General features: G+C 72.0%; 20 protein-coding genes. 2 read left to right on the forward strand and 18 right to left on the reverse strand.

All coding sequences use genetic code 11. From position 1 onward, the window contains the following. Position 1: 1 nt before the first annotated feature. From def to pyrR, 18 genes are all read right to left on the reverse strand, one after another. Positions 2–550 carry a peptide deformylase gene (def, locus tag HD597_RS32305; RefSeq protein ID WP_253746930.1) on the reverse strand — a complete coding sequence of 183 codons (549 nt, stop codon included), beginning with the start codon at positions 548–550 and terminating at the stop codon, positions 2–4. 72 nt (positions 551–622) lie between these two features. Beyond that, entirely contained in the window at positions 623–1960 is a 1338-nt protein-coding gene (locus tag HD597_RS32310; protein WP_253746931.1) for a hypothetical protein, read from the reverse strand. Between the two features lie 37 nt (positions 1961–1997). Further along, positions 1998–3467, reverse strand: coding sequence for a hypothetical protein (locus HD597_RS32315; protein ID WP_253746932.1), 1470 nt, complete (start codon positions 3465–3467; stop codon positions 1998–2000). A gap of 49 nt (positions 3468–3516) precedes the next feature. Then, positions 3517–5952: a primosomal protein N' gene (locus tag HD597_RS32320; protein WP_372513426.1), complete on the reverse strand. Its 2436-nt coding sequence runs from the start codon at positions 5950–5952 to the stop codon at positions 3517–3519. A gap of 431 nt (positions 5953–6383) precedes the next feature. Further along, positions 6384–7571 carry a methionine adenosyltransferase gene (metK, locus tag HD597_RS32325; protein ID WP_253746933.1) on the reverse strand — a complete coding sequence of 396 codons (1188 nt, stop codon included), beginning with the start codon at positions 7569–7571 and terminating at the stop codon, positions 6384–6386. A 128-nt stretch (positions 7572–7699) separates the two neighbouring features. Next, on the reverse strand, positions 7700–8023 hold the full coding sequence (locus HD597_RS32330) for a hypothetical protein (RefSeq protein ID WP_253746934.1): 324 nt from the start codon (positions 8021–8023) through the stop codon (positions 7700–7702). 138 nt (positions 8024–8161) lie between these two features. Then, positions 8162–9352, reverse strand: coding sequence for a bifunctional phosphopantothenoylcysteine decarboxylase/phosphopantothenate--cysteine ligase CoaBC (gene coaBC / locus HD597_RS32335; protein ID WP_253746935.1), 1191 nt, complete (start codon positions 9350–9352; stop codon positions 8162–8164). Positions 9353–9360: 8 nt separating this feature from the next. Beyond that, entirely contained in the window at positions 9361–9630 is a 270-nt protein-coding gene (rpoZ, locus tag HD597_RS32340; RefSeq protein WP_080041099.1) for a DNA-directed RNA polymerase subunit omega, read from the reverse strand. A 4-nt stretch (positions 9631–9634) separates the two neighbouring features. Then, complete coding sequence (gene gmk, locus HD597_RS32345) at positions 9635–10243, reverse strand: guanylate kinase (RefSeq protein ID WP_253746936.1); 609 nt, start codon at positions 10241–10243, stop codon at positions 9635–9637. Between the two features lie 100 nt (positions 10244–10343). Continuing rightward, positions 10344–10667, reverse strand: a complete 324-nt coding sequence (gene mihF, locus HD597_RS32350) for an integration host factor, actinobacterial type (RefSeq protein WP_020541698.1) — start codon at positions 10665–10667, stop codon at positions 10344–10346. A gap of 446 nt (positions 10668–11113) precedes the next feature. After that, the gene (pyrF, locus tag HD597_RS32355) at positions 11114–11806 is read right to left on the reverse strand and encodes an orotidine-5'-phosphate decarboxylase (RefSeq protein WP_253746937.1); all 693 of its coding nucleotides are present in this window, start codon (positions 11804–11806) and stop codon (positions 11114–11116) included. Between the two features lie 25 nt (positions 11807–11831). Further along, entirely contained in the window at positions 11832–12809 is a 978-nt protein-coding gene (locus HD597_RS32360; protein ID WP_052424271.1) for a dihydroorotate dehydrogenase, read from the reverse strand. After that, positions 12799–13650, reverse strand: coding sequence for a dihydroorotate dehydrogenase electron transfer subunit (locus tag HD597_RS32365; protein ID WP_253746938.1), 852 nt, complete (start codon positions 13648–13650; stop codon positions 12799–12801). Before HD597_RS32365 ends, HD597_RS32360 begins: the two co-directional genes overlap by 11 nt. Before the next feature lie 38 nt (positions 13651–13688). Next, on the reverse strand, positions 13689–16976 hold the full coding sequence (carB, locus tag HD597_RS32370) for a carbamoyl-phosphate synthase large subunit (protein ID WP_253746939.1): 3288 nt from the start codon (positions 16974–16976) through the stop codon (positions 13689–13691). Next, on the reverse strand, positions 16963–18069 hold the full coding sequence (gene carA, locus HD597_RS32375; RefSeq protein ID WP_253746940.1) for a glutamine-hydrolyzing carbamoyl-phosphate synthase small subunit: 1107 nt from the start codon (positions 18067–18069) through the stop codon (positions 16963–16965). Before carA ends, carB begins: the two co-directional genes overlap by 14 nt. Next, on the reverse strand, positions 18066–19352 hold the full coding sequence (locus tag HD597_RS32380; protein ID WP_253746941.1) for a dihydroorotase: 1287 nt from the start codon (positions 19350–19352) through the stop codon (positions 18066–18068). The genes carA and HD597_RS32380 overlap by 4 nt, the downstream gene beginning before the upstream one ends. Beyond that, entirely contained in the window at positions 19349–20266 is a 918-nt protein-coding gene (locus tag HD597_RS32385) for an aspartate carbamoyltransferase catalytic subunit (RefSeq protein WP_253746942.1), read from the reverse strand. Before HD597_RS32385 ends, HD597_RS32380 begins: the two co-directional genes overlap by 4 nt. After that, the gene (gene pyrR, locus HD597_RS32390; RefSeq protein ID WP_253746943.1) at positions 20263–20820 is read right to left on the reverse strand and encodes a bifunctional pyr operon transcriptional regulator/uracil phosphoribosyltransferase PyrR; all 558 of its coding nucleotides are present in this window, start codon (positions 20818–20820) and stop codon (positions 20263–20265) included. The genes HD597_RS32385 and pyrR overlap by 4 nt, the downstream gene beginning before the upstream one ends. Positions 20821–21095: 275 nt before the next feature. Between pyrR and HD597_RS32395 the strand changes: the two genes are divergently transcribed. Continuing rightward, complete coding sequence (locus HD597_RS32395) at positions 21096–22340, forward strand: arginine deiminase (protein ID WP_253746944.1); 1245 nt, start codon at positions 21096–21098, stop codon at positions 22338–22340. 11 nt (positions 22341–22351) lie between these two features. Then, positions 22352–23356: an ornithine carbamoyltransferase gene (gene argF, locus HD597_RS32400; protein ID WP_253746945.1), complete on the forward strand. Its 1005-nt coding sequence runs from the start codon at positions 22352–22354 to the stop codon at positions 23354–23356.

Raw genomic sequence — 23356 nt, forward strand, 5'->3', positions numbered from 1 at the left:
CTCAGAGTGCCTTTCCGCCGGTGGCGTGGGGCGAGACCTTGATCACGGGGGCGGACAGGCCGCTCCACTCCGCCTCGCGTACGGCCTTCATGGCCAGCTTGCGCTGCTTGACGTCCATGCGGTCGATGAACAGGATGCCGTCGAGGTGGTCGGTCTCGTGCTGGAAGCAGCGGGCCATCAGGTCGGTGCCCTCCAGCGTGACCGGCTCGCCGTGCATGTCGAAGCCCTTGGCGACGGCGCGGATGGCGCGCGGCGTCGGGAACGACAGGCCGGGGAAGGACAGGCAGCCCTCCTCGCCCTCCTCGTCGAGCTCGGAGGACAGGTCGAGGTCGGGGTTGATCAGGTGGCCGAGCCGGTCGTCCACGTAGTAGGTGAACACCCGCAGCCCGACGCCGATCTGCGGGGCCGCCAGGCCCGCGCCCGGGGCGTCCATCATCGTGTCGGTCAGGTCCTTGACCAGCTTGCGCAGCTCCTTGTCGAAGTCGACGACAGGGGCCGCCGGGGTGCGCAGCACCGGATCTCCGAACAGCCGGATCGACTGGATCGCCAAGGGGGTCACTCCGTTCTCAAGCGTGGATCAGCCCAGTTTAGTGCAGGTGCGGGCCCGATCAGGTGGCCCGCGCTAGCCGCTGCGGCGCGCGTGCTCCAGCGAACGGGCCTTCATCGCGGCCTTGCGCGCCGCCTTGACCACGGCCTGGTCGTCGTGGGCGGCGGCGAGCATGTCGAGCACGGCGATCGTGTCGGGGTGGCCGACCGCGGGCATCTCGCCCACCAGCTTGATCAGGTCCTCGCCGGGCTCGGGCGGGTCGATGCGGCCCGCGGCGGGGCCCGACAGGTGCATGAGGGCGGCCAGCGAGTCGACCGCGATCCAGGTGTGGTCCTCGGGGCTGAGCGTGGGAGCCTCGAGGTCGCGGATGTGCAGCCAGGAGGCGGCGTAGCGGCGCGTCAGCGGATGCTCCAGCGCCTGCCTGACCGGGGCCTCGGCCTCCGGCCCGAGCTCCTCCAGGATCGCGCCGACGGCGCCGCGCTGCCCGGCCGTGCCGGAGGCGGCGATCTCGATCAGGTCGCGGGCGGCCGACTCGGGCGAGCGGCGCTCCAGCCAGCCGGCCACCGCGCTCTGCGTGGCGCTGCCCTTGACCAGCGCCTCGACCAGCTCGGCCGCCGACAGGTCGGCGAACACCTCCACCTCCGCGGCGGTCGGCGCGTCGTGCCCCTCGCGCAGCAGATCGCGGCGGATGGCCCAGACGCCGAGCGGCGTGAGCGCGGTGCGCCCGGCGGCGGTCTGCTCGACCAGCCCGCAGTACGTCAGCAGCGACAGCGCCTCCAGCAGCTCCGCGGGCAGCGCGGCGGCGATCTTGCGCATCTCGACGGGGCCGGGCGCGCAGGCGACCTCGTGGGACTGCAGGATGCCGCGGGCGAGGTTGGCCGTGGCCACCCCCGATCGTACGGAGTAGATCGTGGCCAGCATCTCGGCCAGGTGACCGTCGACCACGGCGGAGCCGGTCAGGCCGTCGTCGGCACGGTCGAGCACGTCCATCACCACGCCGTCCCAGAACTCCAGCGTGGCCTCGACCGTGAGCTGCATCGACAGCGGCCCGCGCGAGGCGCGGCCGCCCAGGATCTGCAGCAGGCCGGTGTTGACCGCGACGATCCAGATCAGGCGCAGGCGGGAGGCGGGCAGGCCGAGCTCCGCGGCGGCGGCAGCGGCGTCGGGCTCGCTCAGGTGCCCCTCGGGGGTGACCTGGCGCTCTCCTGTCCACGTGGTGAGCCTGATGGCGTCGGCCACGAGCGGCACGGTGGGCACCGCCCGGGCCAGCTCGGCGTCGGGCGCCGGCAGGACCGGCGGGAACGTCAGCGCCTCATGCTCCACGTGAGTCTCCTCAGGGGGCCGTGGAGGCACGGCGGCCTGCTCATCGATCAGCTTGCGCAGCTCGGCGAGGTCGAAGACGTTGTTTGCCACCCACGAAACTTACTGCACACCGGTCACATGAGCGTACTCAACGGATCGCCCGGGAGCGGGCTTTGAACGCGGCCTTGCGCGCCGCCTTGGCCACCGTGCCGTCGGGCATGGAACGTCCGAGCAGCTCCAGGACCTCGACGACGTCGGGGTGGTCGACCCGCCACATCTCCTCGATGAGGTGGGCCGGCGGGCCGGAGGCCGCCATGTTCTCGGCGAAGATCTCCGGGTCCTCCTCGGCCGCGGGCATGGCCAGGGCCAGCATGTCGACGCTGACCCAGAGCAGCTCGTCCTGCGTGAGCGGCGGCGCCGGCAGCTTCCTGGCGGCAAGCCAGTGTATGGCGTGCGGGCGCAGCTCCTGGTCCTCCAGGTAGCCGCGGACGGCGGGCTCGGCCTCGGCGCCCAGGCGGTCGACGATGGTGATGGCGATGCCGCGGGCCACCGCGGGCGCGCCCGAGGCGGCGGCCAGCAGCTCCGCGGCGGCCTCGCCGGCCTCCCTGCCGGACAGCCAGCGGCTGATGTCGCCCTCGGCGATCTCGGTGGGCACGCCGTCGAGCAGCCCCTCGATGAGCCCGAGCGCGTCGGCCTCGGCCAGGTCGGGCGCCTGCGGGGCCTCGACGCCGAGCGAGAGGTAGTGCTCGCGCAGCCCCCAGACGCCCAGGGGCGTCAGCTCCGCGCGGTCGCCGTCGACCCTGACGATGCCGGTGCGCTCCAGCCGGCCCAGCACGGCGGCCAGGTCGGCCTCGCCCTCGCCGGCGATCTCGTCGAGGTACTCGCCGATCACGGTGACGGGCACCCGCACCTGGAGCCGGTAGATCATGTCGAACAGGTCGTAGAGCCCCTCGTCGAGCTCCGCCGACCCGGTGACCGCGCCGCCGGTGTCCTGCTCCAGCAGGTGGGCGACGCGCTGCGCCCAGGCGGTCAGCGGATCGCCGCCTGCGGGCAGCGGCTCCTCCGCCAGCATCGCAACGCCGTCCAGCGCGGCACGCAGCTCCTCCGGCGCGGCCAGCCGCACGGCGGGCAGCGGGGTGCAGCCGGGGCAGTCGCAGGGCGCCTCGCCCAGGTCGGGCAGCTCGCCGGAGGGGATGGCGACCGACTGCTCCAGCGACTCGGGGCCGATGGAGCTGAACAGGCTCTTGGCCATGCCGAAGTTCGAGGTGTCGGCCAGCGCCTCGGGCATGCGGGGCGCGATGTCGTCGAGCCGCTCGCGCATCCGCGCGGCCGTGCCGCCGCTCACCCGGGCGGCCTCGTCGAGGTAGTCGACGAGGGTGCGGGCGGCGGCGATGGTCTCCGGCGCGCTCTCCGGAGGGGCGATGACCTTGCGCGGGTAGATGGACAGCAGCAATTCGTCGAAGGTCTCAGGGGTGAAATCCCCCAGTTCGTTGACGTTGAGGTAGTCGCTGGCGTAGTCGCAGAGCAGGCGGACCTCGTCCGCGTCCACCTCGACTTCCCGCGCACGCCCCCATGCACGCAGGTCGTCGATGGCCTGGTTCACCCATTCGATCGACACAGGGGCACGCTAACGGGTGACCAACGGATGAGCGAATCGGGGAAACGGTCTAAATCAGGTCGAGCGGGTCGACACTCACCCTCACGACATCTGGTGTCTTTCTGGCCGCACGAACCCCGCTGGCCCCTTTGAGCGCGGCGCTCAGCGCCGCTCCCCCTGCTCGGCGCACCCGGATCATGGCGCGTTCCTGGCCGGACTCGTCCACCGGCACGGGGCCGAGCACCTGGGCGTCGGGCGGCAGGCGCATCTCGTCCAGCATCTGCCTGACCGCGGCGGCCGCGCCGGTGAGCGTGGCCATCCGCACCGCCGGCGGGAACCCCAGCTCGGCGCGGTCGCCGAGCTCCCGCTCGGCGTGCGTGACCGGGTCCCACCTGAGCAGTGCCTGTACGGACGGCAGCGCCGCGTCACCGAGCACGACCAGCTCGGCGGCGGGGCGCAGCAGGGCCGCGGCGTTCATCCAGCGGCGCAGCGTCTCCTCGGCCGCCCGCAGGTCCGCCCGCCCGAGCAGCGCCCACCCGTCCAGCAGCACGGCCGCCGCGTACCCGCCCTCCGCCACCGGCTCCGCGCCCGGCGTCGCGACGACCAGCGCGCGGCCGGCGGGCACGGTGGCCAGCACGCCGTCGCGTCCCGAGGTCCGCACCGGCACCGACGGGAAGGCCCTGCCGAGCTCCTCCGCCGTCCGCCTGGCGCCGGTGACGACGGCACGCAGGCGCGGGCTGCCGCAGGACGAGCACCGCCAGTCGGCGTCCACCCGGCCGCACCACCGGCAGTACGGCGCCGCGTGGCCGCCCCTGAGCGCCAGCGGCCCATGGCACAACGGCTCCTGACCGCCCGGACCCCATCCGCCGGGCGGAGCCTGCCCGCCCGGCGGGCCTTGCGATCCCTGCCCCGGCGACTCCGCGCGCGTCAGGCCCGCACCGTGAAGGCCTTCACCCTGGAGGCCCGAACCCGCGCCTGGCAGGCCCTGTTCTGAGTTGCCCAGCGCGATCTGCGCCTGCCCGGCCGGTAGGGCGCCGGTGTGCGCGCTCGACGCGGAGTGCGCAGGGGCTGGGGCCGGCTCGGGGTGCCGGGGGCCGGTGCGGGTGGGGGGCAGGACGCAGCGGGCGGGCGCGCGGCAGTGCTGACAGGCCAGGGCGGGCAGGTAGCCGCGCCTGGGCACCTGTACCAGCACGGGGCCGCTCTCCAGGCCGAGCCGCAGGGCGCGCCAGGCGATGCTGGGCAGGCGGGCCAGGCGGGCGGCCTGGTCCTTGGCCAGCTCGGCGTCCTCGCCCGCCGGGCGTACGCGGGGGGCCAGGGTCCTGATCGTCGTGCGCGCCGCCACGATGGGCCTGGCCCAGCCGCTCACGATGAGCTGGGTGGCCTCCGCCGTGCGGGCGTAGCCGCCGATGAGCATGCCCGCGCCGGTCCTGTGGGCGCGCAGGCCGAGCACCTCGCGGGCGTGCGGGTACGGGGCCAGGCGCTCGGCGTGCAGGTCGTCTCCGTCGTCCCAGATGGCCACCAGGCCGAGCTCCGCGACGGGGGCGAACATGGCGGCCCTGGTGCCCACCACGGCCCGCACCTGGCCCCGCAGCACCCTCAGCCACCGCCGATACCGCTCGGCGGGGCCCAGGTCGGCGGTGAGCGCCACGTGCCTGCCGGGGCCGAGCAGCCGCCCGAACTCGGCGTCGGCCAGCGCCACGTCCTTCCCGTCGGGGACCACGACGACCGCTCCCCTGCCGCCGTCCAGCGTGGCCCGCACGGCCTCGGCCACGGCGCCGGCCCAGCCCCGCGCCCCGGGCAACGCCGACCACACGGCCCTGGGCGCCCGTCCGTCACGCAACGCGTCAAGGAAGGAGGGCCCCGTGGGGTACGCGTCCCACGCGCTCACGGCCTGCGCCGCGCCGCCATCGCCCGGGACGTACGCCGCACCGGCCGCACTCGAGGCGGGAGCCGCGCCGCTCCCGCTCGGAGGATGAGGGGCGCCGCTCGTGCTCGGGGCCGCCGATGGGTGTGGTGACGGGCCCGGCCCTTGGCCCCGGGAATCCGGGGGCGGGTCGGTCTTGGGGGGCTCCGACTCGGCCTTGGCGTGGCGGGGCGGGACGGCCAGGCGGAGTACGTCGGTGAGGGTGCCCGCGTACCGGTCGGCGACCGCCCTGGCCAGCCCGGCGATCTCCGGGGTGAGCACCCGCTCGGGCGAGACCACGCGTTCCAGCGGGGTGAGCCGGCCCTCGTGCTCGCTCTCCGGCACCCGCTCCAGCAGGAACCCGTCCACGAGCTTGCCCGCGAACCGCACCCGCACCCGCACCCCCGGCTCGGCCGTCTCGTGCATGGTCCGGGGAATGAGGTAGTCGAAGGGCCGGTCGAGGTGCGGCAGCGGGCTGTCCACCACGACCCTGGCCACGGGGTTCTCGGGGGCGGGGACGGGCGCCCCCTTGGTGTCCTTCGACGACGCCGCGGGCCGCACGGCTTCGAGCGGCAGGAGCGCGTCGTCGGAGGAAGGGGTCACGCAGTAGGTCTACCAGACCCGCGCTCGCGTCCACGCCCGCGACGTGATCATCGGGCGCGAGCCGCCGCGGCGGCCGGACCACCGCCGCCCCACGCGCCCCTTCGGCATCCGCGGGCCCGCCGAAAGTGCGCACGCTGGAAGACGCGCTCCCGCGGACCGGAACCGGCCTTCAGGCCCGCCGGAAACCGGGCGACGCGAAACACGGGACCGGGTCACGCGACGATCGGGCGCGGCGAACCCCCGCGACACGAAGATCGAACGCCGCGAGAACCGGGCGGCGCGAAGATCGGGCCGGGGGCGAAGATCGGGCGACGCGAAGATCGGGCGACGCGAAGATCGGGCACAGAAACCGGACGCCATGAAACCCGGCGGCGCGCGAAAACCGGTGCCGCCCCCTCAGGGCGACGGCACCGGTCAGCGAACGTCAGGGGTCACAGACCCGCGGCGGTCCGCAGGGCCTCCGCGCGGTCGGTGGACTCCCAGGAGAAGCCCTCGCGCCCGAAGTGCCCGTAGGCGGCGGTCTCCGAGTAGATCGGCCGCAGCAGGTCGAGGTCGCGGATGATCGCGGCGGGCCGCAGGTCGAACACCTGCAGCACGGCCTCCTGGATCTTCTCCACGGGCAGCTTCTCGGTGCCGAAGCACTCGACGAACAGGCCCACCGGCTGCGCCTTGCCGATCGCGTACGCCACCTGCACCTCGCACCGGTCGGCGAGCCCGGCGGCGACGACGTTCTTGGCGACCCAGCGCATGGCGTAGGCGGCCGAGCGGTCGACCTTGGACGGGTCCTTGCCGGAGAAGGCGCCGCCACCGTGGCGGGCCATGCCGCCGTAGGTGTCGATGATGATCTTGCGGCCGGTGAGGCCGGCGTCGCCCATCGGGCCGCCGATCTCGAAGCGGCCGGTCGGGTTCACCAGCAGGCGGTAGCCCTCGGTGTCGAGCTCGAGGCCGGCGAGCACGGGGTCGACCACGTGCTCCTTGATGTCGGGAGCCAGCATCTCCTTGAGGTCGATCTCCGCGGCGTGCTGCGTGGAGACCACGACGGTGTCGAGGCGGACGGGCGTGTCGCCGTCGTACTCGATCGTGACCTGGGTCTTGCCGTCGGGGCGCAGGTAGGGCACCGTGCCGCTCTTGCGCACCTGGGACAGGCGCTGGGCCAGCCGGTGGGCGAGCGTGATCGGCAGCGGCATCAGCTCGGGGGTCTCGCGGCAGGCGTAGCCGAACATGAGGCCCTGGTCACCGGCGCCCTGGCGGTCGAGCTCGTCACCGTCACCGTCGACGCGGTGCTCGTAGGCGTCGTCGACACCCTGGGCGATGTCGGGCGACTGCGCGCCGATGGACACCGACACGCCACAGGAGGCGCCGTCGAAGCCCTTGTGGGAGGCGTCGTAGCCGATCTCCAGGATCTTCTCGCGGATGACGCCGGGGATGTCGACGTAGGTCTCGGTCGTGACCTCGCCTGCGACGTGAACCTGGCCGGTAGTGATCATCGTCTCGACGGCGACCCGGCTCTTGGGGTCGTCCTTGAGCATGGCGTCGAGAATCGCGTCACTGATCTGGTCGGCGATCTTGTCCGGGTGGCCTTCGGTGACCGACTCGGAGGTGAACAGGCGACGTGACAACTCAGTGGCTCCTCATGCAGCGGCTGCTGACGGATGTAAGGCCCGGGACCAATGGGCACGGCTGGGCCTCGCCGAAGTCTAGCCCTACCAGGCGCCAGGTCGCGAAACTGTCCACCATATGTCTCCCATCAGAGCTCGGGCAGGGGATCGGCCGGCAGGATCTCCGGGGCGAAGATCTCCGCGTCCGCGGCCGACACCACAGCGGCGTACTCCTCATCGAACTCGAACACGATCGAGCCGAGCTCGAGAACGTTTCCCGGCAGGATGGGGCCGAGCCTGGTGTGCCGCGGGAACTCCGCGAACACCGACACCGGCCTGTCGATCCTGAGGGTCCTCGTGGCCAGCACGGAGATGGCCGTGCCGGTGACTACGATCAAGAAGTTGCCCGTCCCCGCCGAACCCTCGGAGAACGCGGGGAAGACGTAATGGATCTCCCCCTGATCGCCGAGCAATGTTCTACAACGCTCCCTGACAGCAGAACCCACCGGCATTCCAACCCCCTTGCCCCCAAGTATCCGCAGGCAAAGAGGTTTGTTGCAACGGGTGATCGAGTAATCAGGTCTGTACGCTTTGTACGAGTTTCCGCCGACTCACCCGAGCCGTACGGCGACCAGGTCCCACACGGCGTCGGCGAGATCCTCCTTGGGCCCGAACGGCACCTCGACCGGATCCCCGCCCGCCACCAGCACGGTGGCCGCGTTGTCGGGGGTGCCGAAGGCCAGGCCCTCCCCCACCTGGTTGACCACCAGCAGGTCGCAGCCCTTGCGGGCGAGCTTGGCCTGCCCGTTGGCCAGCACGTCGTGCGTCTCGGCCGCGAAGCCCACGATCACCGAAGGACCCGGCTCCGCACGGCGGCGCTCACCGAGCTCGGCGAGGATGTCGGGGTTCTTGACGAGATGGATGGCCTCGGGCTCACCGTCGGTCTTCTTGATCTTGGTGTCGTGCCGTGTCGCGGGGCGGAAGTCGGCCACCGCGGCGGCCATGACCACCACGTCGGCGCCGGTGGAGGCGGCCAGGACGGCGTCGCGCAGCTCGGCCGTGGACTCGACCCGCACCACCTTCGCCCCGGCGGGGTCGGGGAGCGCGGCGTTGGCCGAGACGAGCGTGACCTCGGCGCCCCGGGCGGCGGCCGTGCGCGCCAGGGCGTAGCCCTGCAGCCCGGAGGAGCGGTTGCCGATGTAGCGCACGGGGTCGATGGCCTCGCGGGTGCCGCCCGCGGAGACGACGACCTTGCGGCCGGCCAGGTCCTGCGGCCTGCCACGGAGCACGCGCAGGCACACCTGGAAGATCTCGGCGGGGTCGGGCAGCCGGCCGGGGCCGGTGTCGGCGCCGGTGAGCCGGCCCACCGCGGGGTCGATCACGACGGTGCCCCGCTCGCGCAGCGTCGCGACGTTGGCCCGCGTGGCGGGGTGCTGCCACATCTCGGTGTGCATCGCGGGCGCGAACACCACCGGGCACGTCGCCGTCAGCAGCGTGTTGGTGAGCAGGTCGCCCGCCAGCCCGTGCGCGGCCTTGGCCAGCACGTCGGCGGTCGCCGGCGCCACCACGACGAGGTCGGCCCGCTTGCCGATGCGCACGTGCGGCACCTCGTGGACGTCGTCCCACACCTCCGGCGACACGGGGTTGCCGGACAGGGCGGCCCAGGTGGGCGCGCCCACGAACTTCAGGGCCTCGCGGGTCGGCACGACCCGCACCTCGTGGCCCGACTCGGTGAACAGCCGCAGCAGCTCGCACGCCTTGTACGCGGCGATGCCGCCGCTGACGCCCAGGACGACCTTCATCGAAGGGGTCAGGCCGCGCCTTCGATGGGCTCGGCGTTGAGCAGGCCCTCGGAGACCTCCCGCAGCGCGATGGACAGCGGCTTCTCCTGCGCGTGCGTCTCGACCAGCGGCCCGACGTACTCCAGCAGGCCCTCGCCGAGCTGGGAGTAGTAGGCGTTGATCTGGCGGGCGCGCTTGGCGCCCATGATCACCAGGGAGTACTTGCTGTCGACGATGTCGAGCAGCGCGTCGATCGGCGGGTTGGTGATGCCCTCCGCGGCCGGGGTGGTGCCTGCCACGATGTCAGACCTCTCGGTTGGTGGTTGTCGTGACCCCCTGAGGGTCAGTCATCAAGGCTATCAGCCGGTGGCACACGTCTTGGACACTCGTGTTCACCAGTGTCAGGTCGAATTCCGACTCGGCGGCCATCTCGACCCGCCCGGCCTCCAGCCGGCGCGCGATGACGTCCTCCGGCTCGGTGCCGCGCCCGCGCAGCCGCTTCTCCAGCTCCTCCCAGGTGGGCGGGGCCAGGAACACCAGCAGCGCCTCCGGCATGCTCCTGCGCACCTGCCTGGCGCCCTCGAGGTCGATCTCGAGCAGGGTGGGCACCCCGTCGGCGAGTTTCTTCAGCACCGGCTCGCGCGGCGTGCCGTAGCGGTTGCCCGCGAACTCCGCCCACTCGAGCAGCTCCCCCGACTCCACGAGCCGGTCGAACTCCTCGCCGTCGACGAAGAAGTAGTGGATCCCGTTGACCTCGCCGGGCCGGGGCCTCCTGGTGGTCACCGAGACCGACAGCCACACCTGGGGGTGCGCCCGCCGGAGCTCGGCGACGACCGTGGACTTGCCGACGCCCGACGGCCCTGAGAGGACCGTCAGCCGCCGTTCGCTCAAGGGCGGGAAGTCGACTTCCACTTCCGGTCCGACCGCCTCGTGGGCACTGACTTCGCCGGACCAGGACCTGTCGGTCACTTCCTACCCCCCGTTGAACCTGCGCTTTCGTGTGGAACAGAGATTAGCTCTCGTTGCCACCGAACTCGCGCTCGAGGGAGGCCCTCTGGTTCGCGCCGAGGCCCCGCACGCGGCGGGACTCGGCGATGGCAAGCCGCTCCATGAGCTGCTTGGCGCGGACCTTGCCCACGCCGGGGAGCGATTCCAACAGTGCCGACACCTTCATCTTGCCGATGACGTCGTCGGTCTGCCCATCCTTGAGCACCTCAGCCAGAGAAACCGCGCCATGCTTGAGCCGGTTCTTGACCTCGGCACGCTCTTTACGGGCCTTGGCAGCCTTTTCCAAAGCTGCGGCGCGCTGCTCAGGGGTCAGGGGAGGAAGAGCCACGCCGGGTCACCTCGAATTTCTGTCGATGTACTCGGACGGGATGGGAAACTAGCTGGTCATCGCCCCCTAAGCAACGTCAAGAGCGGTTTCTCTCGCGACAAAATCCACTTCATCACTCTGCGTGTTCGTAAAATCACATTGTGCTGATCAAATCGCCCTCACTTCCCCCTTCGCGCGTCGGCTCGCGCCGGTGTCGCGAAACGCAAGGGCGCGCCCGGGCCCGCCACCCGCCAATGTCCGAAACCCGGCCTACACCAGGGCCGAAACCCGGTCACGCGATCACCTGCGGATGCATTATGATCTTGTGAGCAGGGCCCGGCAGGTGCGGCGCGTGGCGGCGGGCGACGCATGCCCGGGCGGACGCCTCAGAGGGCATGTGCCTGAAAGGGCATGCGCATCAGACCGGCGCGTCTCAGACCGGCGCTCGTCTCAGACCGGCGCTTGTTTCAGGTGGCGCGGCGGAGCGAGGCGGCGATGGCCGCGGCCGCCGCTCCCGGGTCGGCCGCGCCCGTGATGGGCCGTCCGATCACGAGCAGGTCGGCGCCGTCCGCCAGAGCCTGCTCGGGCGTGGCGACGCGCATCTGGTCCTGCGTGGCGGCCCCCGTGGGGCGCACGCCGGGCGTGATGAGGGTGATCTCCTCGCCCACCTCGGCGCGCACCGCCGAGACCTCGTTGGGCGAGCACACGAGCGCCGTGGCGCCCGCCTCGACCGACAGCGCTGCCAGGCGGCGCACGGCGGCGTCGGCCGGCCCGGCGAGCCCGATGCGCTCCAGGTCGCCCTCGGTGAGCGAGGTCAGGACGGTGACGGCGGCGATCCGGGTGTGCGGCGCGGCCTCCACGGCCGCCCTGATCATGGCGGGCCCGCCGGCGGCGTGCACGGTCAGGATCGAAGGACGCAGCCGCGCCACGGCCCGCGCGGCCCCGGCCACGGTGTTGGGGATGTCGTGCAGCTTGAGGTCGAGGAACACGCGTACGCCGCTGGCCCCGCGCACGGAGGCGATCACGTCGGGCCCGTAGCGCAGGTAGAGCTCAAGGCCCACCTTGACCGTGCTGACGTGCGGCGTGACCAGGGCGGCCCACCGGGCGGCGGTCTCCAGGTCGGGGGCGTCGAGAGCGACGGCGATCGGTGCGGGGGTCAAGACGTGCTCTCCAGACAATCGGGAGTCAAGGCGTGCTCTCCTCGGTATCGACTAGCAGGTGCCGGGGTGCGCTCCCCGGCGGGCGGTGCGCCAGGCCGACGGCGTCGGCCAGCCGCTGGAAGCCGCGGGCCCTCAGGAGCTCCTCAAGCTCGCGTTCGATGCGCAGGCAGGCATAGGGGTCGTGGAACAGCGCCGTGCCCACTCCGACCGCACAGGCGCCCGCCAGGACGAGCTGGAAGGCGTCCCTGCCCGTCATGACGCCGCCGACGCCGATCAGGGGCACCCCGGGCAGGGCCGCGTGCACCTGCCAGACGCACCGCACGGCCAGCGGCAGGATGGCCGGCCCCGACAGGCCGCCGGTGACGGCGGCGAGCGAGGGACGCAGCGCCTCGGTGTCGATGGCCATGCCCAGCGGGTTGTTGATCATGGACAGCGCGTCGGCCCCCGCGTCCACGCAGGCGCGCGCGACGGAGACGATGTCGGCCACGTCGGGCGCGAGCTTGGCGACGACGGGCACGTCGTAGCGCATGATGGAGCGCACGGAGGCGATCACCTCGGCCGCGGCGCTGCCCTCGCGGGCGAAGACGCGCCCGCGGTCCTCCATGTTCGGGCAGGAGAGATTGACCTCCAGCGCCGTCACCCCGGGCGCGTCGGCGAGCCTGCGCGCCAGCTCGGAGTACTCGGCGACGGTGCCGCCGCCGATCGAGACGATGGTCTTGATGCCGCGCTGGGCCAGCCAGGGCAGCTCCCGCTCCAGGAACGCCTCGATGCCCGGCCCCTGCAGCCCGACGGCGTTGAGCATGCCCGAGGGCGTCTCGGCCATGCGCGGCGTGGGACGGCCGGCGCGCGGGGCCATGGTGATCGAGCGGGTGGTCAGCGCGCCGAGCCGGTGCAGGTCGAAGAACTGGGCCAGCTCCCGCCCCGAGGAGGCGCAGCCGGCGGCGGTGGTGATGGGGTTCGCGAGCTCCACGTGCGCCAGAAACGTCCGCATATCAACTGACATGTCGTGCACCGCCTCCGGGGGCGCCGAGCGCGTCGAACGGGATCGTTCCCACGTCCTCGAAGCGCACCCGCTCCCCCCGGAACACCGGCCCCTCGGCGCACGCCCTGACCATCCTGGTGGCCCCGTCGTCACCGATGACGGGCAGCACGCACGTCATGCACACCCCGATGCCGCAGGCCATGGCCTCCTCGACCGCCACCTGCACCGGGATGTCGAACTCCATGGCCACCGCCGTCACCGCCCGCAGCGTCTCCATGGGCGCGCAGGCGTACACGGCGTCGGCGCGCGTGTCGGCGATCACCGACGGCAGCGCGTCGGTGACCTTGCCGCGCAGCCCGAGCGAGCCGTCCTCGGTGGTCAGCGTGGTCGTCTGGGCGATCCTGCGGGCCCGCATCGCGCCGAACACGCGCTCCGCCCCGGCCCCGCCGAGCACGAAGTCCACCCGGCAGCCCCGCGCCAGCAGCGCGTCGGCCAGCGGGAACAGCACGGCGGAGCCGTACTCGGAGCCGACCAGCACGCAGTGGACGGGGTCGCGTGGCAGCGGGAAGGGCCGCCCGAGCGGCCCGACCAGGTCGAGCGTGTCACGGGCGCGCCGCTCGGCCAGCCAGGCCGTGCCCGACCCGCGCACGGTGAAGACGAGCTCCACCGTGCCGCCGTAGTCGGATTTCACGTCGTGGATGGACAGCGCGCGGCGCGTCACCATCGACGTGTACGGCCCGCCCACCGCCACGGAGACGAAGTGGCCGGGGCGGTAACGCTCGGCGATGCCGGGCGCCACCACCGTCAGCGCATGGTAGGCGTCGACCCGGCGCGTCGTCAGCACCGTGCCCGTCACCTGCACCGGTGTGCCGGCCAGTCGTCTTCACCTCCCGTGCGGGGTCAGCCCCGGAGTGCCTGTGCGTGCTCCTGGAGAGACCGTACGCCGACGTCGCCGCGCACGATCGCCTGGATGCCGGCCGCCGCCGCCGCGAGGCCCGAGACCGTGGTGATGCACGGGATGCCGCGCAGCACGGCGGCCGTGCGGATCTCGTAGCCGTCGAGCCGCGGCCCCGACTGGCCCGGGCTGCCGAAGGGCGTGTTGACGATCAGGTCGACCTCGCCGTCGAGAATGGCCTGCACGCTCGTGGGCTCACCTCCGGGACCCGTCCCCTCGCTGTGCTTTCGCACGATCTTGGCATGGACGCCGTTGCGGCGCAGCACCTCGGCGGTCCCCTCGGTGGCCAGGATCTCGAACCCGAGATCCGCGAGCGCCTTCACAGGGAAGATCATCGCACGCTTGTCCCTGTTGGCCACGGATACGAACGCGCGTCCCTTGGTCGGGAGCCGGCCGTACGCGCCCGCCTGCGACTTGGCGTAGGCGATGCCGAAGAACTCGTCGATGCCCATGACCTCGCCCGTGGAGCGCATCTCGGGCCCCAGGACGATGTCCACGCCGCGGAAGCGGTTGAACGGCAGCACCGCCTCCTTGACCGCGATCGAGGCGTCGAGCGGCAGCGTGCCGCCGTCGCCCTCGGCGGGCAGCATGCCCTCCTCGCGCAGCGAGGCGATCGACGCGCCGAGCATCACCCTGGCCGCCGCCTTGGCCAGCGGCGTGCCGGTGGCCTTGGACACGAACGGCACCGTGCGGCTGGCGCGCGGGTTGGCCTCCAGGACGTACAGGATGCCGGCGTGCATGGCGTACTGGACGTTCAGCAGGCCGCGCACGCCCACCCCGGCGGCGATGCCCTCGGTGGCGGCGCGGATGGCCTTGATGTCGGCGCCGCCGAGCGTGATCGGCGGCAGTGCGCACGCCGAGTCGCCGGAGTGGATGCCGGCCTCCTCGATGTGCTCCATGACGCCGCCCAGGAACAGCTCCTCGCCGTCGTAGAGGGCGTCCACGTCGATCTCGATGGCCTCGTCGAGGAACTTGTCCACCAGCACCGGGTGGCCGCCCTCCTGGGCCGCCATGTACGTGGTGAGCGTCTGCTCGTCGTAGACGATGGCCATGCCGGCCCCGCCGAGCACGTACGAGGGCCGCACGAGCACGGGGTAGCCGATCTCCTCGGCGATCTCCAGCGCCTCGGCCACGGTCAGCGCGGTGCCGTGCTTGGGCGCGGGCAGCCCCGCCTCGGCCAGCACCCGCCCGAACGCGCCGCGCTCCTCGGCCAGGTGGATGGACTCGGGCGAGGTGCCGACCACGGGCACGCCCGCGTCCTTGAGCGCCTGCGCGAGCCCGAGCGGCGTCTGGCCGCCGAGCTGCACGATCACGCCCGCGACCGGGCCCGTCTGCTGCTCGGCGTGCACGACCTCCAGGACGTCCTCCAGCGTGAGCGGCTCGAAGTAGAGCCGGTCGGAGGTGTCGTAGTCGGTGGAGACGGTCTCGGGGTTGCAGTTGACCATGACGGTCTCGAACCCGGCCCGCGACAGCTCGAACGAGGCGTGCACGCACGCGTAGTCGAACTCGATGCCCTGCCCGATGCGGTTGGGCCCGGAGCCGAGGATGATGACCTTCTGCCGCTCCCCGGAGGGGACCTCGCTCTCCTCGTCGTAGGTCGAGTAGAGGTAGGGCGTCCTGGCGGCGAACTCGGCGGCGCAGGTGTCGACCGTGTTGTAGACCGGCCGCAGCCCCAGCGCGTGCCGCAGGTCGCGGACCCTGGCCTCGTCGATGCCGCGGATCTCGCCGATCTGCACGTCGCTGAACCCGAGGTGCTTGGCCCGCTCGAGCACCTCGGCGGTCAGGTCGTCGGCCGCGGCGACCGCCTGGGCCTCCTCGTGCAGCAGGAAGAGCTGGTCGATGAACCACGGGTCCACGCTGGTGGCCTCGAACAGCTCCTCGGGCGTGGCGCCGGCCCTGATGGCCTGCTGCATCGTGCGCAGCCGGCCGTCGTGCGGGGTGCGGCAGGCCGTCAGCAGCTCGTCCTTGGGCGCGACGTCGCCGGCCCAGGTGAAGGAGGAGCCCTTCTTCTCCATCGAGCGCAGCGCCTTCTGCAGCGCCTCGGGGAAGGAGCGGCCGATGGCCATGGCCTCGCCCACCGACTTCATGTGCGTGGTGAGGGTCTGGTCGGCGCCCCTGAACTTCTCGAACGCGAAGCGCGGCACCTTCACCACGATGTAGTCGAGCGTCGGCTCGAAGGAGGCCGGGGTCTCCTTGGTGATGTCGTTGGGGATCTCGTCGAGGGTGTAGCCGATGGCCAGCTTGGCGGCGATCTTGGCGATCGGGAAGCCGGTGGCCTTGGAGGCCAGCGCCGACGAGCGCGACACGCGCGGGTTCATCTCGATGACGATCATGCGCCCGGTGCGCGGGTCCACCGCGAACTGGATGTTGCAGCCGCCGGTGTCGACGCCGACCTCGCGGATGACCGCGATGGCGACGTCGCGCATGTTCTGGTACTCGCGGTCGGTCAGGGTCAGCGCGGGCGCCACGGTGACGCTGTCGCCGGTGTGCACGCCCATCGGGTCGATGTTCTCGATGGAGCAGACGATGACGACGTTGTCGGCCTTGTCGCGCATGACCTCCAGCTCGTACTCCTTCCAGCCGAGGATCGACTCCTCCAGGAGCACCTCGGTGGTCGGGGAGGCGTCGAGCCCGGCGCCGGCGATGCGGCGCAGGTCCTCCTCCGTGTACGCGAAGCCGGAGCCGGCGCCGCCCATGGTGAACGAGGGCCGCACGACGACCGGGTAGCCCAGCTCGTTCGCGGCGGCCAGGCACTCGTCCATGGTGTGGCAGATGGCCGACCTGGCGGACTCGGCGTTCAGGCCGTGCTCGCGGGCGACCTTGGCGACGATGTCCTTGAACTTCTCGCGGTTCTCGCCCGCCTGGATCGCGTCGAAGTCGGCGCCGATCAGCTCGACCTCGTACTTGTCCAGCACGCCCGACTCGTGCAGCGCCACGGCGGTGTTGAGCGCCGTCTGGCCGCCCAGCGTGGGCAGCAGCGCGTCGGGCCGCTCCTTGGCGATGATCTTCTCGACGAACTCCGGGGTGATCGGCTCGACGTACGTGGCGTCGGCGAACTCCGGGTCCGTCATGATCGTCGCCGGGTTGCTGTTGACCAGGATCACGCGGAAGCCCTCGGCCCGCAGCACGCGGCACGCCTGGGTGCCCGAGTAGTCGAACTCGCACGCCTGGCCGATCACGATCGGCCCCGAGCCGATCACCAGGACCGACTGGATGTCCTCACGCTTTGGCACGGGTCATGACCTCGCAGAACTCGTCGAAAAGATAGGCGGCGTCGTGCGGGCCGGCGGCGGCCTCGGGGTGGTACTGGACGCTGAAGGCGCGGCCGTCGAGCAGGCGCAGCCCTTCGACGCAGCGGTCGTTGAGGTTGACGTGGCTCACCTCGGCCTGCCCGTACGGGGTCTCGAACGGCCCGTCGAGCGGCGCCTCCACCGCGAACCCGTGGTTGTGCGCGGAGATCTCCACCTTCCCGGTGCGCACGTCCTGCACCGGCTGGTTGACGCCCCGGTGGCCGTAGCGCAGCTTGTACGTGGACAGCCCGAGGGCCCGCCCGAAGAGCTGGTTGCCGAAGCAGATGCCGAAGAACGGCACCCTGGCCTCCAGCACCCCTCGCAGCGCCGACACGTCGGCGGTGGCGGGGTCGCCCGGCCCGTTGGAGAAGAACACGCCGTCGGGCTCGACCGCCATGATCTGCTCGTAGGTGGCGCCGGCGGGCAGCACGTGCACCTCGCAGCCGCGCTCGGCCATCCGGTGCGGGGTCATGCCCTTGATGCCCAGGTCCACGGCCGCGACCGTGAAGCGCTTGTCGCCGACGGCGGGCACGACGTACGTCTCCCCCGTGGCCACCTCGCGCGCCAGGTCCGCGCCCTCCATCCGGGGCGACTGCCGCACGCGCTCGACGAGCTCCTCGACCGGCGCCCCGGGCGCGCTGAAGATGCCGGCGCGCATGGCCCCGCGCTCGCGCAGGTGGCGGGTGAGCGCGCGGGTGCCGGAGATGGCGATCCCGACGACGCCCTGCTCCTTGAGGTAGTCGTCGAGCGAGCGGTTGGCCCGCCAGTTGGAGACCACCCTGGACGGCTCGCGCACGACGTAACCGGCCACCCAGACGCGCCGGGACTCCGGGTCCTCGTCGTTGACGCCGGTGTTGCCGATGTGCGGCGCCGTCATGGCGACGATCTGCCGGTGGTAGGACGGGTCCGTGAGGGTCTCCTGGTAGCCGGTCATGCCGGTGTTGAAGACCATTTCGCCGAACGTCTCGCCTTCGGCGCCGTATGGAGTGCCATGGAAGACGCGGCCGTCTTCCAGGACGAGCACCGCAGTGTTCAAACCAGCTTCCCTTCGAGAACGGTCGGCCTGCCGCGCAGGAACGTGGCCACTACCCGGCCGGGCAGCGTCATCCCCTCGTACGGGGTGTTCCGGCTCTTGGAGGCGAAGGCGGACGGGTCCACCTTCGTCCGCACGGACGGGTCGTACAGCGTGATGTTGGCCGGGGCGCCCACCTCGAGCGGCTGCCCCTGACCGGCCAGGCGCCCGATGCGGGCGGGCACGACGGACATGCGCTGGGCGACGCCCGCCCAGTCGAGCAGCCCGGTCTCGACCATGGCCTCCTGGACCACGCTGAGCGCGGTCTCCAGGCCGACCATGCCCATGGCCGCGGCCGACCACTCGGTCTCCTTGTCCTCGACCGGGTGGGGCGCGTGGTCGGTGGCCACGATGTCGATCGTGCCGTCGGCCAGGGCGGCGCGCAGCGCCTCGACGTCCGCGCGGGTGCGCAGCGGCGGGTTGACCTTGTAGATCGGGTTGTAGGCGCCCACCGGCGACTCCTCCACGAGGTCGTCGGTGAGGAGCAGGTGGTGGGGGGTCACCTCGGCGGTGACGTTCCAGCCCTTGGACTTGGCCCAGCGGAGGATCTCGACCGAGCCGGCCGTGGAGACGTGGCAGACGTGCAGCCGGGAGCCGACGTGGGCGGCCAGGAGGCAGTCGCGGGCGATGATCGCCTCCTCGGCGACCGCGGGCCAGCCGGTCAGGCCGAGCCTGCCGCTGATGACGCCCTCGTTCATCTGGGCGCCGGCGGTGAGCCTGGGCTCCTGGGCGTGCTGGGCGATGACGCCGTCGAACGCCTTGACGTACTCCAGGGCGCGGCGCATCAGCACCGCGTCGTCCACGCACCTGCCGTCGTCGGAGAAGACCCGCACGCGGGCGGCCGAGTCGGCCATCGCGCCCAATTCGGCGAGCTGCCTGCCCTCCAGGCCGACGGTGACGGCGCCGACCGGGTGCACGTCGCAGTGGGCGAACTCGCGGCCCAGCCGCCAGACCTGCTCGACCACGCCGGCGGTGTCGGCGACGGGCGAGGTGTTGGCCATGGCGTGCACGGCGGTGTAGCCGCCGCGCGCGGCCGACTGGGTGCCGGTCTGCACGGTCTCGGCGTCCTCGCGGCCGGGCTCGCGCAGGTGCGTGTGCAGGTCCACGAGGCCGGGCAGCGCGATCGCGCCCGCGCCGTCGAGCGTGTCGTCGCCCGCCAGGCCGGGCCCGATCTCGGCGATCGCGCCGTCCTCGACCCGGATGTCGGCGGGCTCCGCGCCCAGGATCCTCACGTTGCGAATGATCATGCGATCTCTCCCCCGAGCAGCAGGTACAGGACGGCCATGCGGATGGTCACGCCGTTGGCGACCTGTTCGACGATGGTGGAGCGAGCCGAGTCGGCCACCTCGGCGGCGATCTCCATGCCGCGGTTCATCGGCCCCGGGTGCATGACGATCGCCTCGTCGGGCATCTTGGCGAAGCGGTCCCTGTCGAGGCCGTAGCGGCGGGAGTACTCGCGCTCGCTGGGGAAGTAGGCGGCGTTCATCCGCTCCTTCTGCACCCGCAGCATCATCACCGCGTCGGACTTCGGCAGCACCGCGTCGAGGTCGTAGGACACCTCGCACGGCCAGGTGCCGATGGAGACCGGCAGCAGCGTGGGCGGCGCGACCAGGGTGACCTCGGCGCCGAGCGTGTGCAGCAGCAGCACGTTGGAGCGGGCGACCCGGCTGTGCAGCACGTCGCCGACGATGGTGACCCTGCGGCCCTCCAGGCTGCCCAGGCGGCGGCGCATGGAGAAGGCGTCGAGCAGCGCCTGCGTGGGGTGCTCGTGGGTGCCGTCGCCGGCGTTGACGACGCTGCCGCGCACCCAGTTGGCCAGGCGGTGCGGCGCGCCGGAGGCGCTGTGGCGGATGACGACCGCGTCGGCGCCCATCGCCTCCAGGGTGAGCGCGGTGTCCTTGAGCGACTCGCCCTTGGACACGCTCGACCCCTTGGCGGAGAAGTTGATCACGTCGGCGGACAGCCGCTTGGCCGCCGCCTCGAACGAGATCCGCGTGCGCGTGGAGTCCTCGAAGAACAGGTTGACCACCGTGCGCCCGCGCAGCGTGGGCAGCTTCTTGATGGAACGTTCCGAGACCCTCGCCAGCTCCTCGGCGGTGTCGAGGATGAGCAGCGCGTCGTCCCGGGTCAGGTCTCCGGCGGAGATCAGGTGCCGATTCACCTGGCGCCCTCCTTCATGAGCAGGACGGCGTCGCGGCCGTCGATCTCCTGCAGGTAGACCTTGACCTTCTCGCTCTTGGCGGTCGGCAGGTTCTTGCCGACGTAGTCGGCGCGGATGGGCAGCTCGCGGTGGCCGCGGTCGACCAGCGTGGCGAGCTGCACGGCGGTGGGCCGGCCGAGGTCGTTGAGCGCGTCGAGCGCGGCGCGCACGGTGCGGCCGGAGTAGAGGACGTCGTCGACGAGCACCACGACCTTGCCGTCGATGCCGTCGGGCGGCAGCTCGGTGGGGCCGAGCGGGCGCACGGGCCCGCGCCGCAGGTCGTCGCGGTACATCGTGATGTCGATCGAGCCGACGGGGATCTTGACGCCTTCGAACTGCTCGATGCGGTCGCCGAGCCGGCGGGCCAGCGTGGCGCCGCGGGTCGGGATGCCGAGGAGGACGACGTCGCCGGCGCCCTTGGTGCGCTCGAGGATCTCGTGCGCGATCCGGGTCAGCGCCCGGTGGATGTCCGGGGCTTCCAGGACGGCCCTGGAATCGCCCGAGGGTGCGGACATGGCGAAGCTCACCACCTTTCCCGCCTCACGGGACGGGTCTTAAAAGGGTGTTGGTCGGGACACACAGTACCAGGGGCTACCAGGTACAACGCGGGCACCCTCCCCCGGCGTCCGTACGGGGAGCGACGGCACGGTCGCGGATCAGGGCGATGTCCTGGATCAGGTAATTTCCCGCACCGCGCCGTGTCGGGGCGGCCCGCGCGGGGCACGTCTACCCGGCGCGCGGGGCGGGGGTCGGGCGTGACTTCCGCTTCCTGGAGGGGGATACAGGACAGATGACGTTCCATGTCGATTCCGAGGTCGGGCACCTGCGGCAGGTCCTGCTGCACGGGCCCGACCTCGCGCTGAAGCGGCTGACCCCCACCAGCAAGGACGCGTTCCTCTTCGACGACGTGCTGTGGGTGCAGCGCGCGATCGAGGAGCACGAGGAGTTCCAGCAGGTGCTGACGGGCCGCGGCATCCGTGTCCACCTGCTGGCCGACCTGCTCAGGGAGACCGTCGAGATCCCCGAGGCCCGCAAGCACATCCTCGACGCGGTCATCGACGAGCGCTGGCTCGGCCCCGGCGCCATCGACGACGTCCGCAACACGCTCGACGGGATGGACTCCGCCACGCTGCAGGTCTACCTGACCGGCGGCATCACCAAGCGCGAGCTGGTCGCGATGGGCTGCGACCCCAAGTCGGTGACCTTCCACGCCACGGGCGAGGACGACTTCATCCTGCCGCCGCTGCCGAACCACCTGTTCACGCGGGACACCTCGTGCTGGATCTACGACGGCGTGTCCATCAACGCGATGAAGAAGAAGGCCCGCATGCGGGAGACGGTCAACATGGAGGCCGTCTACATGTACCACCCGACGTTCGCCGGCGGCTTCGACCGGCCCGGGCAGGGCGGCTACCACTGCTGGATGCCCGGCCAGCCTGTCGCCCCCGCCACCATGGAGGGCGGCGACGTGCTGGTCATCGGGCGGGGCGCGGTGCTGGTCGGGATGAGCGAGCGCACCCAGCCGCAGGCCGTCGAGATGCTGGCGCAGCGGCTGTTCAGCGCCGGGTCCGCGCGGCGGATCGTGGCGCTCGACATGCCGAAGGCGCGGGCGTTCATGCATCTGGACACGGTGATGACGATGCTCGACGTGGGCGTGTTCACCAAGTACGCCGGCCTGGGCATGCTGCCGGCGTACACGATCGAGCCGGGCGAGACGTCCAAGGAGCTCAAGGTCACCGACCATCCGCCCGAGGACATGCACAGGGCCATCGCGCACGCCCTCGACCTGCCCGACATAAAGGTCCTGACTCCCACCCAGGACGTCTACGCCGCCGAGCGGGAGCAGTGGGACGACGGCTGCAACGGGCTGGCGCTGGAGCCCGGCGTGGTCGTGGCCTACGAGCGCAACACCACCACCAACAACCACCTGCGCGACAACGGCATCGAGGTGATCACGATCAGGGGCAGCGAGCTCGGCAGGGGGCGCGGGGGGCCGCGGTGCATGAGCTGCCCGCTGGAGCGCGACGCCGTCTAGGGGGACGACACATGGCGGTGGACCTGCGGGGCCGCAGCTTTCTCAAGGAGCTGGACTTCACCCAGGAGGAGTTCGGCTTCCTGCTGCGGCTGTCGGCGGAGCTCAAGGCCGCCAGGCGCGCCGGGGCCGAGCGGCAGCGGCTGCGCGGCAGGAACCTCGCGCTGATCTTCGAGAAGAGCTCCACGCGGACGCGCTGCGCGTTCGAGGTGGCCGCCCGCGACCAGGGCGCGCACGCCACGTGCCTGGACCCGTCCGGCGCCCGGCTCGGGCACGAGGAACCGGTCGGCGACACCGCGCGGGTGCTGGGCCGGATGTTCGACGGCATCGAGTACCGCGGCTCCAGGCAGGAGCACGCCGAGGAGCTGGCGGCGCTGTCGGGGGTGCCGGTGTGGAACGGGCTGACCGACGAGTGGCATCCCACGCAGACGCTGGCCGACATGCTCACCATGCGGGAGCACAGCGACCGGCCGCTGCGCGAGGTGTCGTTCGCCTACCTGGGCGACGCGCGCACCACCATGGGGAACTCGCTGCTGGTCACGGGGGCGATGCTGGGCATGGACGTACGCCTGGTCGCGCCGAGGGCCCTGTGGCCCGATCCGGAGCCGGCGGCGGGGCCCGCCGAGAAGCTGGCCGCCGGCACCGGGGCCAGGATCACCGTCACCGACGACCTGGGCAGGGGCGTCAGGGGCGTGGACTTCCTCTACACCGACGTGTGGGTGTCGATGGGCGAGCCGGCCGACCTGTGGCAGGAGCGGATCAAGCTGCTGCTGCCGTACCAGGTCAACGACGTGGTGGTGCGGGCCACCGGCAACCCGTCGGTGCGGTTCATGCACTGCCTGCCCGCCCTGCACAACACGCGGACGCGGGCCGGGCGCGACCTGTACGACAAGACCGGGCTCGACGCGCTGGAGGTGACCGAGAGCGTCTTCGAGTCGCCGCGCTCGATCGTCTTCGACCAGGCCGAGAACCGGCTGCACACCATCAAGGCCGTCATGGTCGCGACGCTGGGAGGCTGA

This window comes from Nonomuraea thailandensis, from assembly GCF_024172165.1.
Lineage (GTDB): Bacteria > Actinomycetota > Actinomycetes > Streptosporangiales > Streptosporangiaceae > Nonomuraea > Nonomuraea thailandensis.

Bases quoted from the DNA above. Each gene is read 5' to 3' on its own strand.
- coaBC (WP_253746935.1), bottom strand. From the start codon at position 9,352: ATGAAGGTCGTCCTGGGCGTCAGCGGCGGCATCGCCGCGTACAAGGCG.
- HD597_RS32360 (WP_052424271.1), bottom strand. From the start codon at position 12,809: ATGTCAGTTGATATGCGGACGTTTCTGGCGCACGTGGAGCTCGCGAAC.
- HD597_RS32380 (WP_253746941.1), bottom strand. From the start codon at position 19,352: ATGATCATTCGCAACGTGAGGATCCTGGGCGCGGAGCCCGCCGACATC.
- pyrR (WP_253746943.1), bottom strand. From the start codon at position 20,820: ATGTCCGCACCCTCGGGCGATTCCAGGGCCGTCCTGGAAGCCCCGGAC.
- HD597_RS32395 (WP_253746944.1), top strand. From the start codon at position 21,096: ATGACGTTCCATGTCGATTCCGAGGTCGGGCACCTGCGGCAGGTCCTG.
- argF (WP_253746945.1), top strand. From the start codon at position 22,352: ATGGCGGTGGACCTGCGGGGCCGCAGCTTTCTCAAGGAGCTGGACTTC.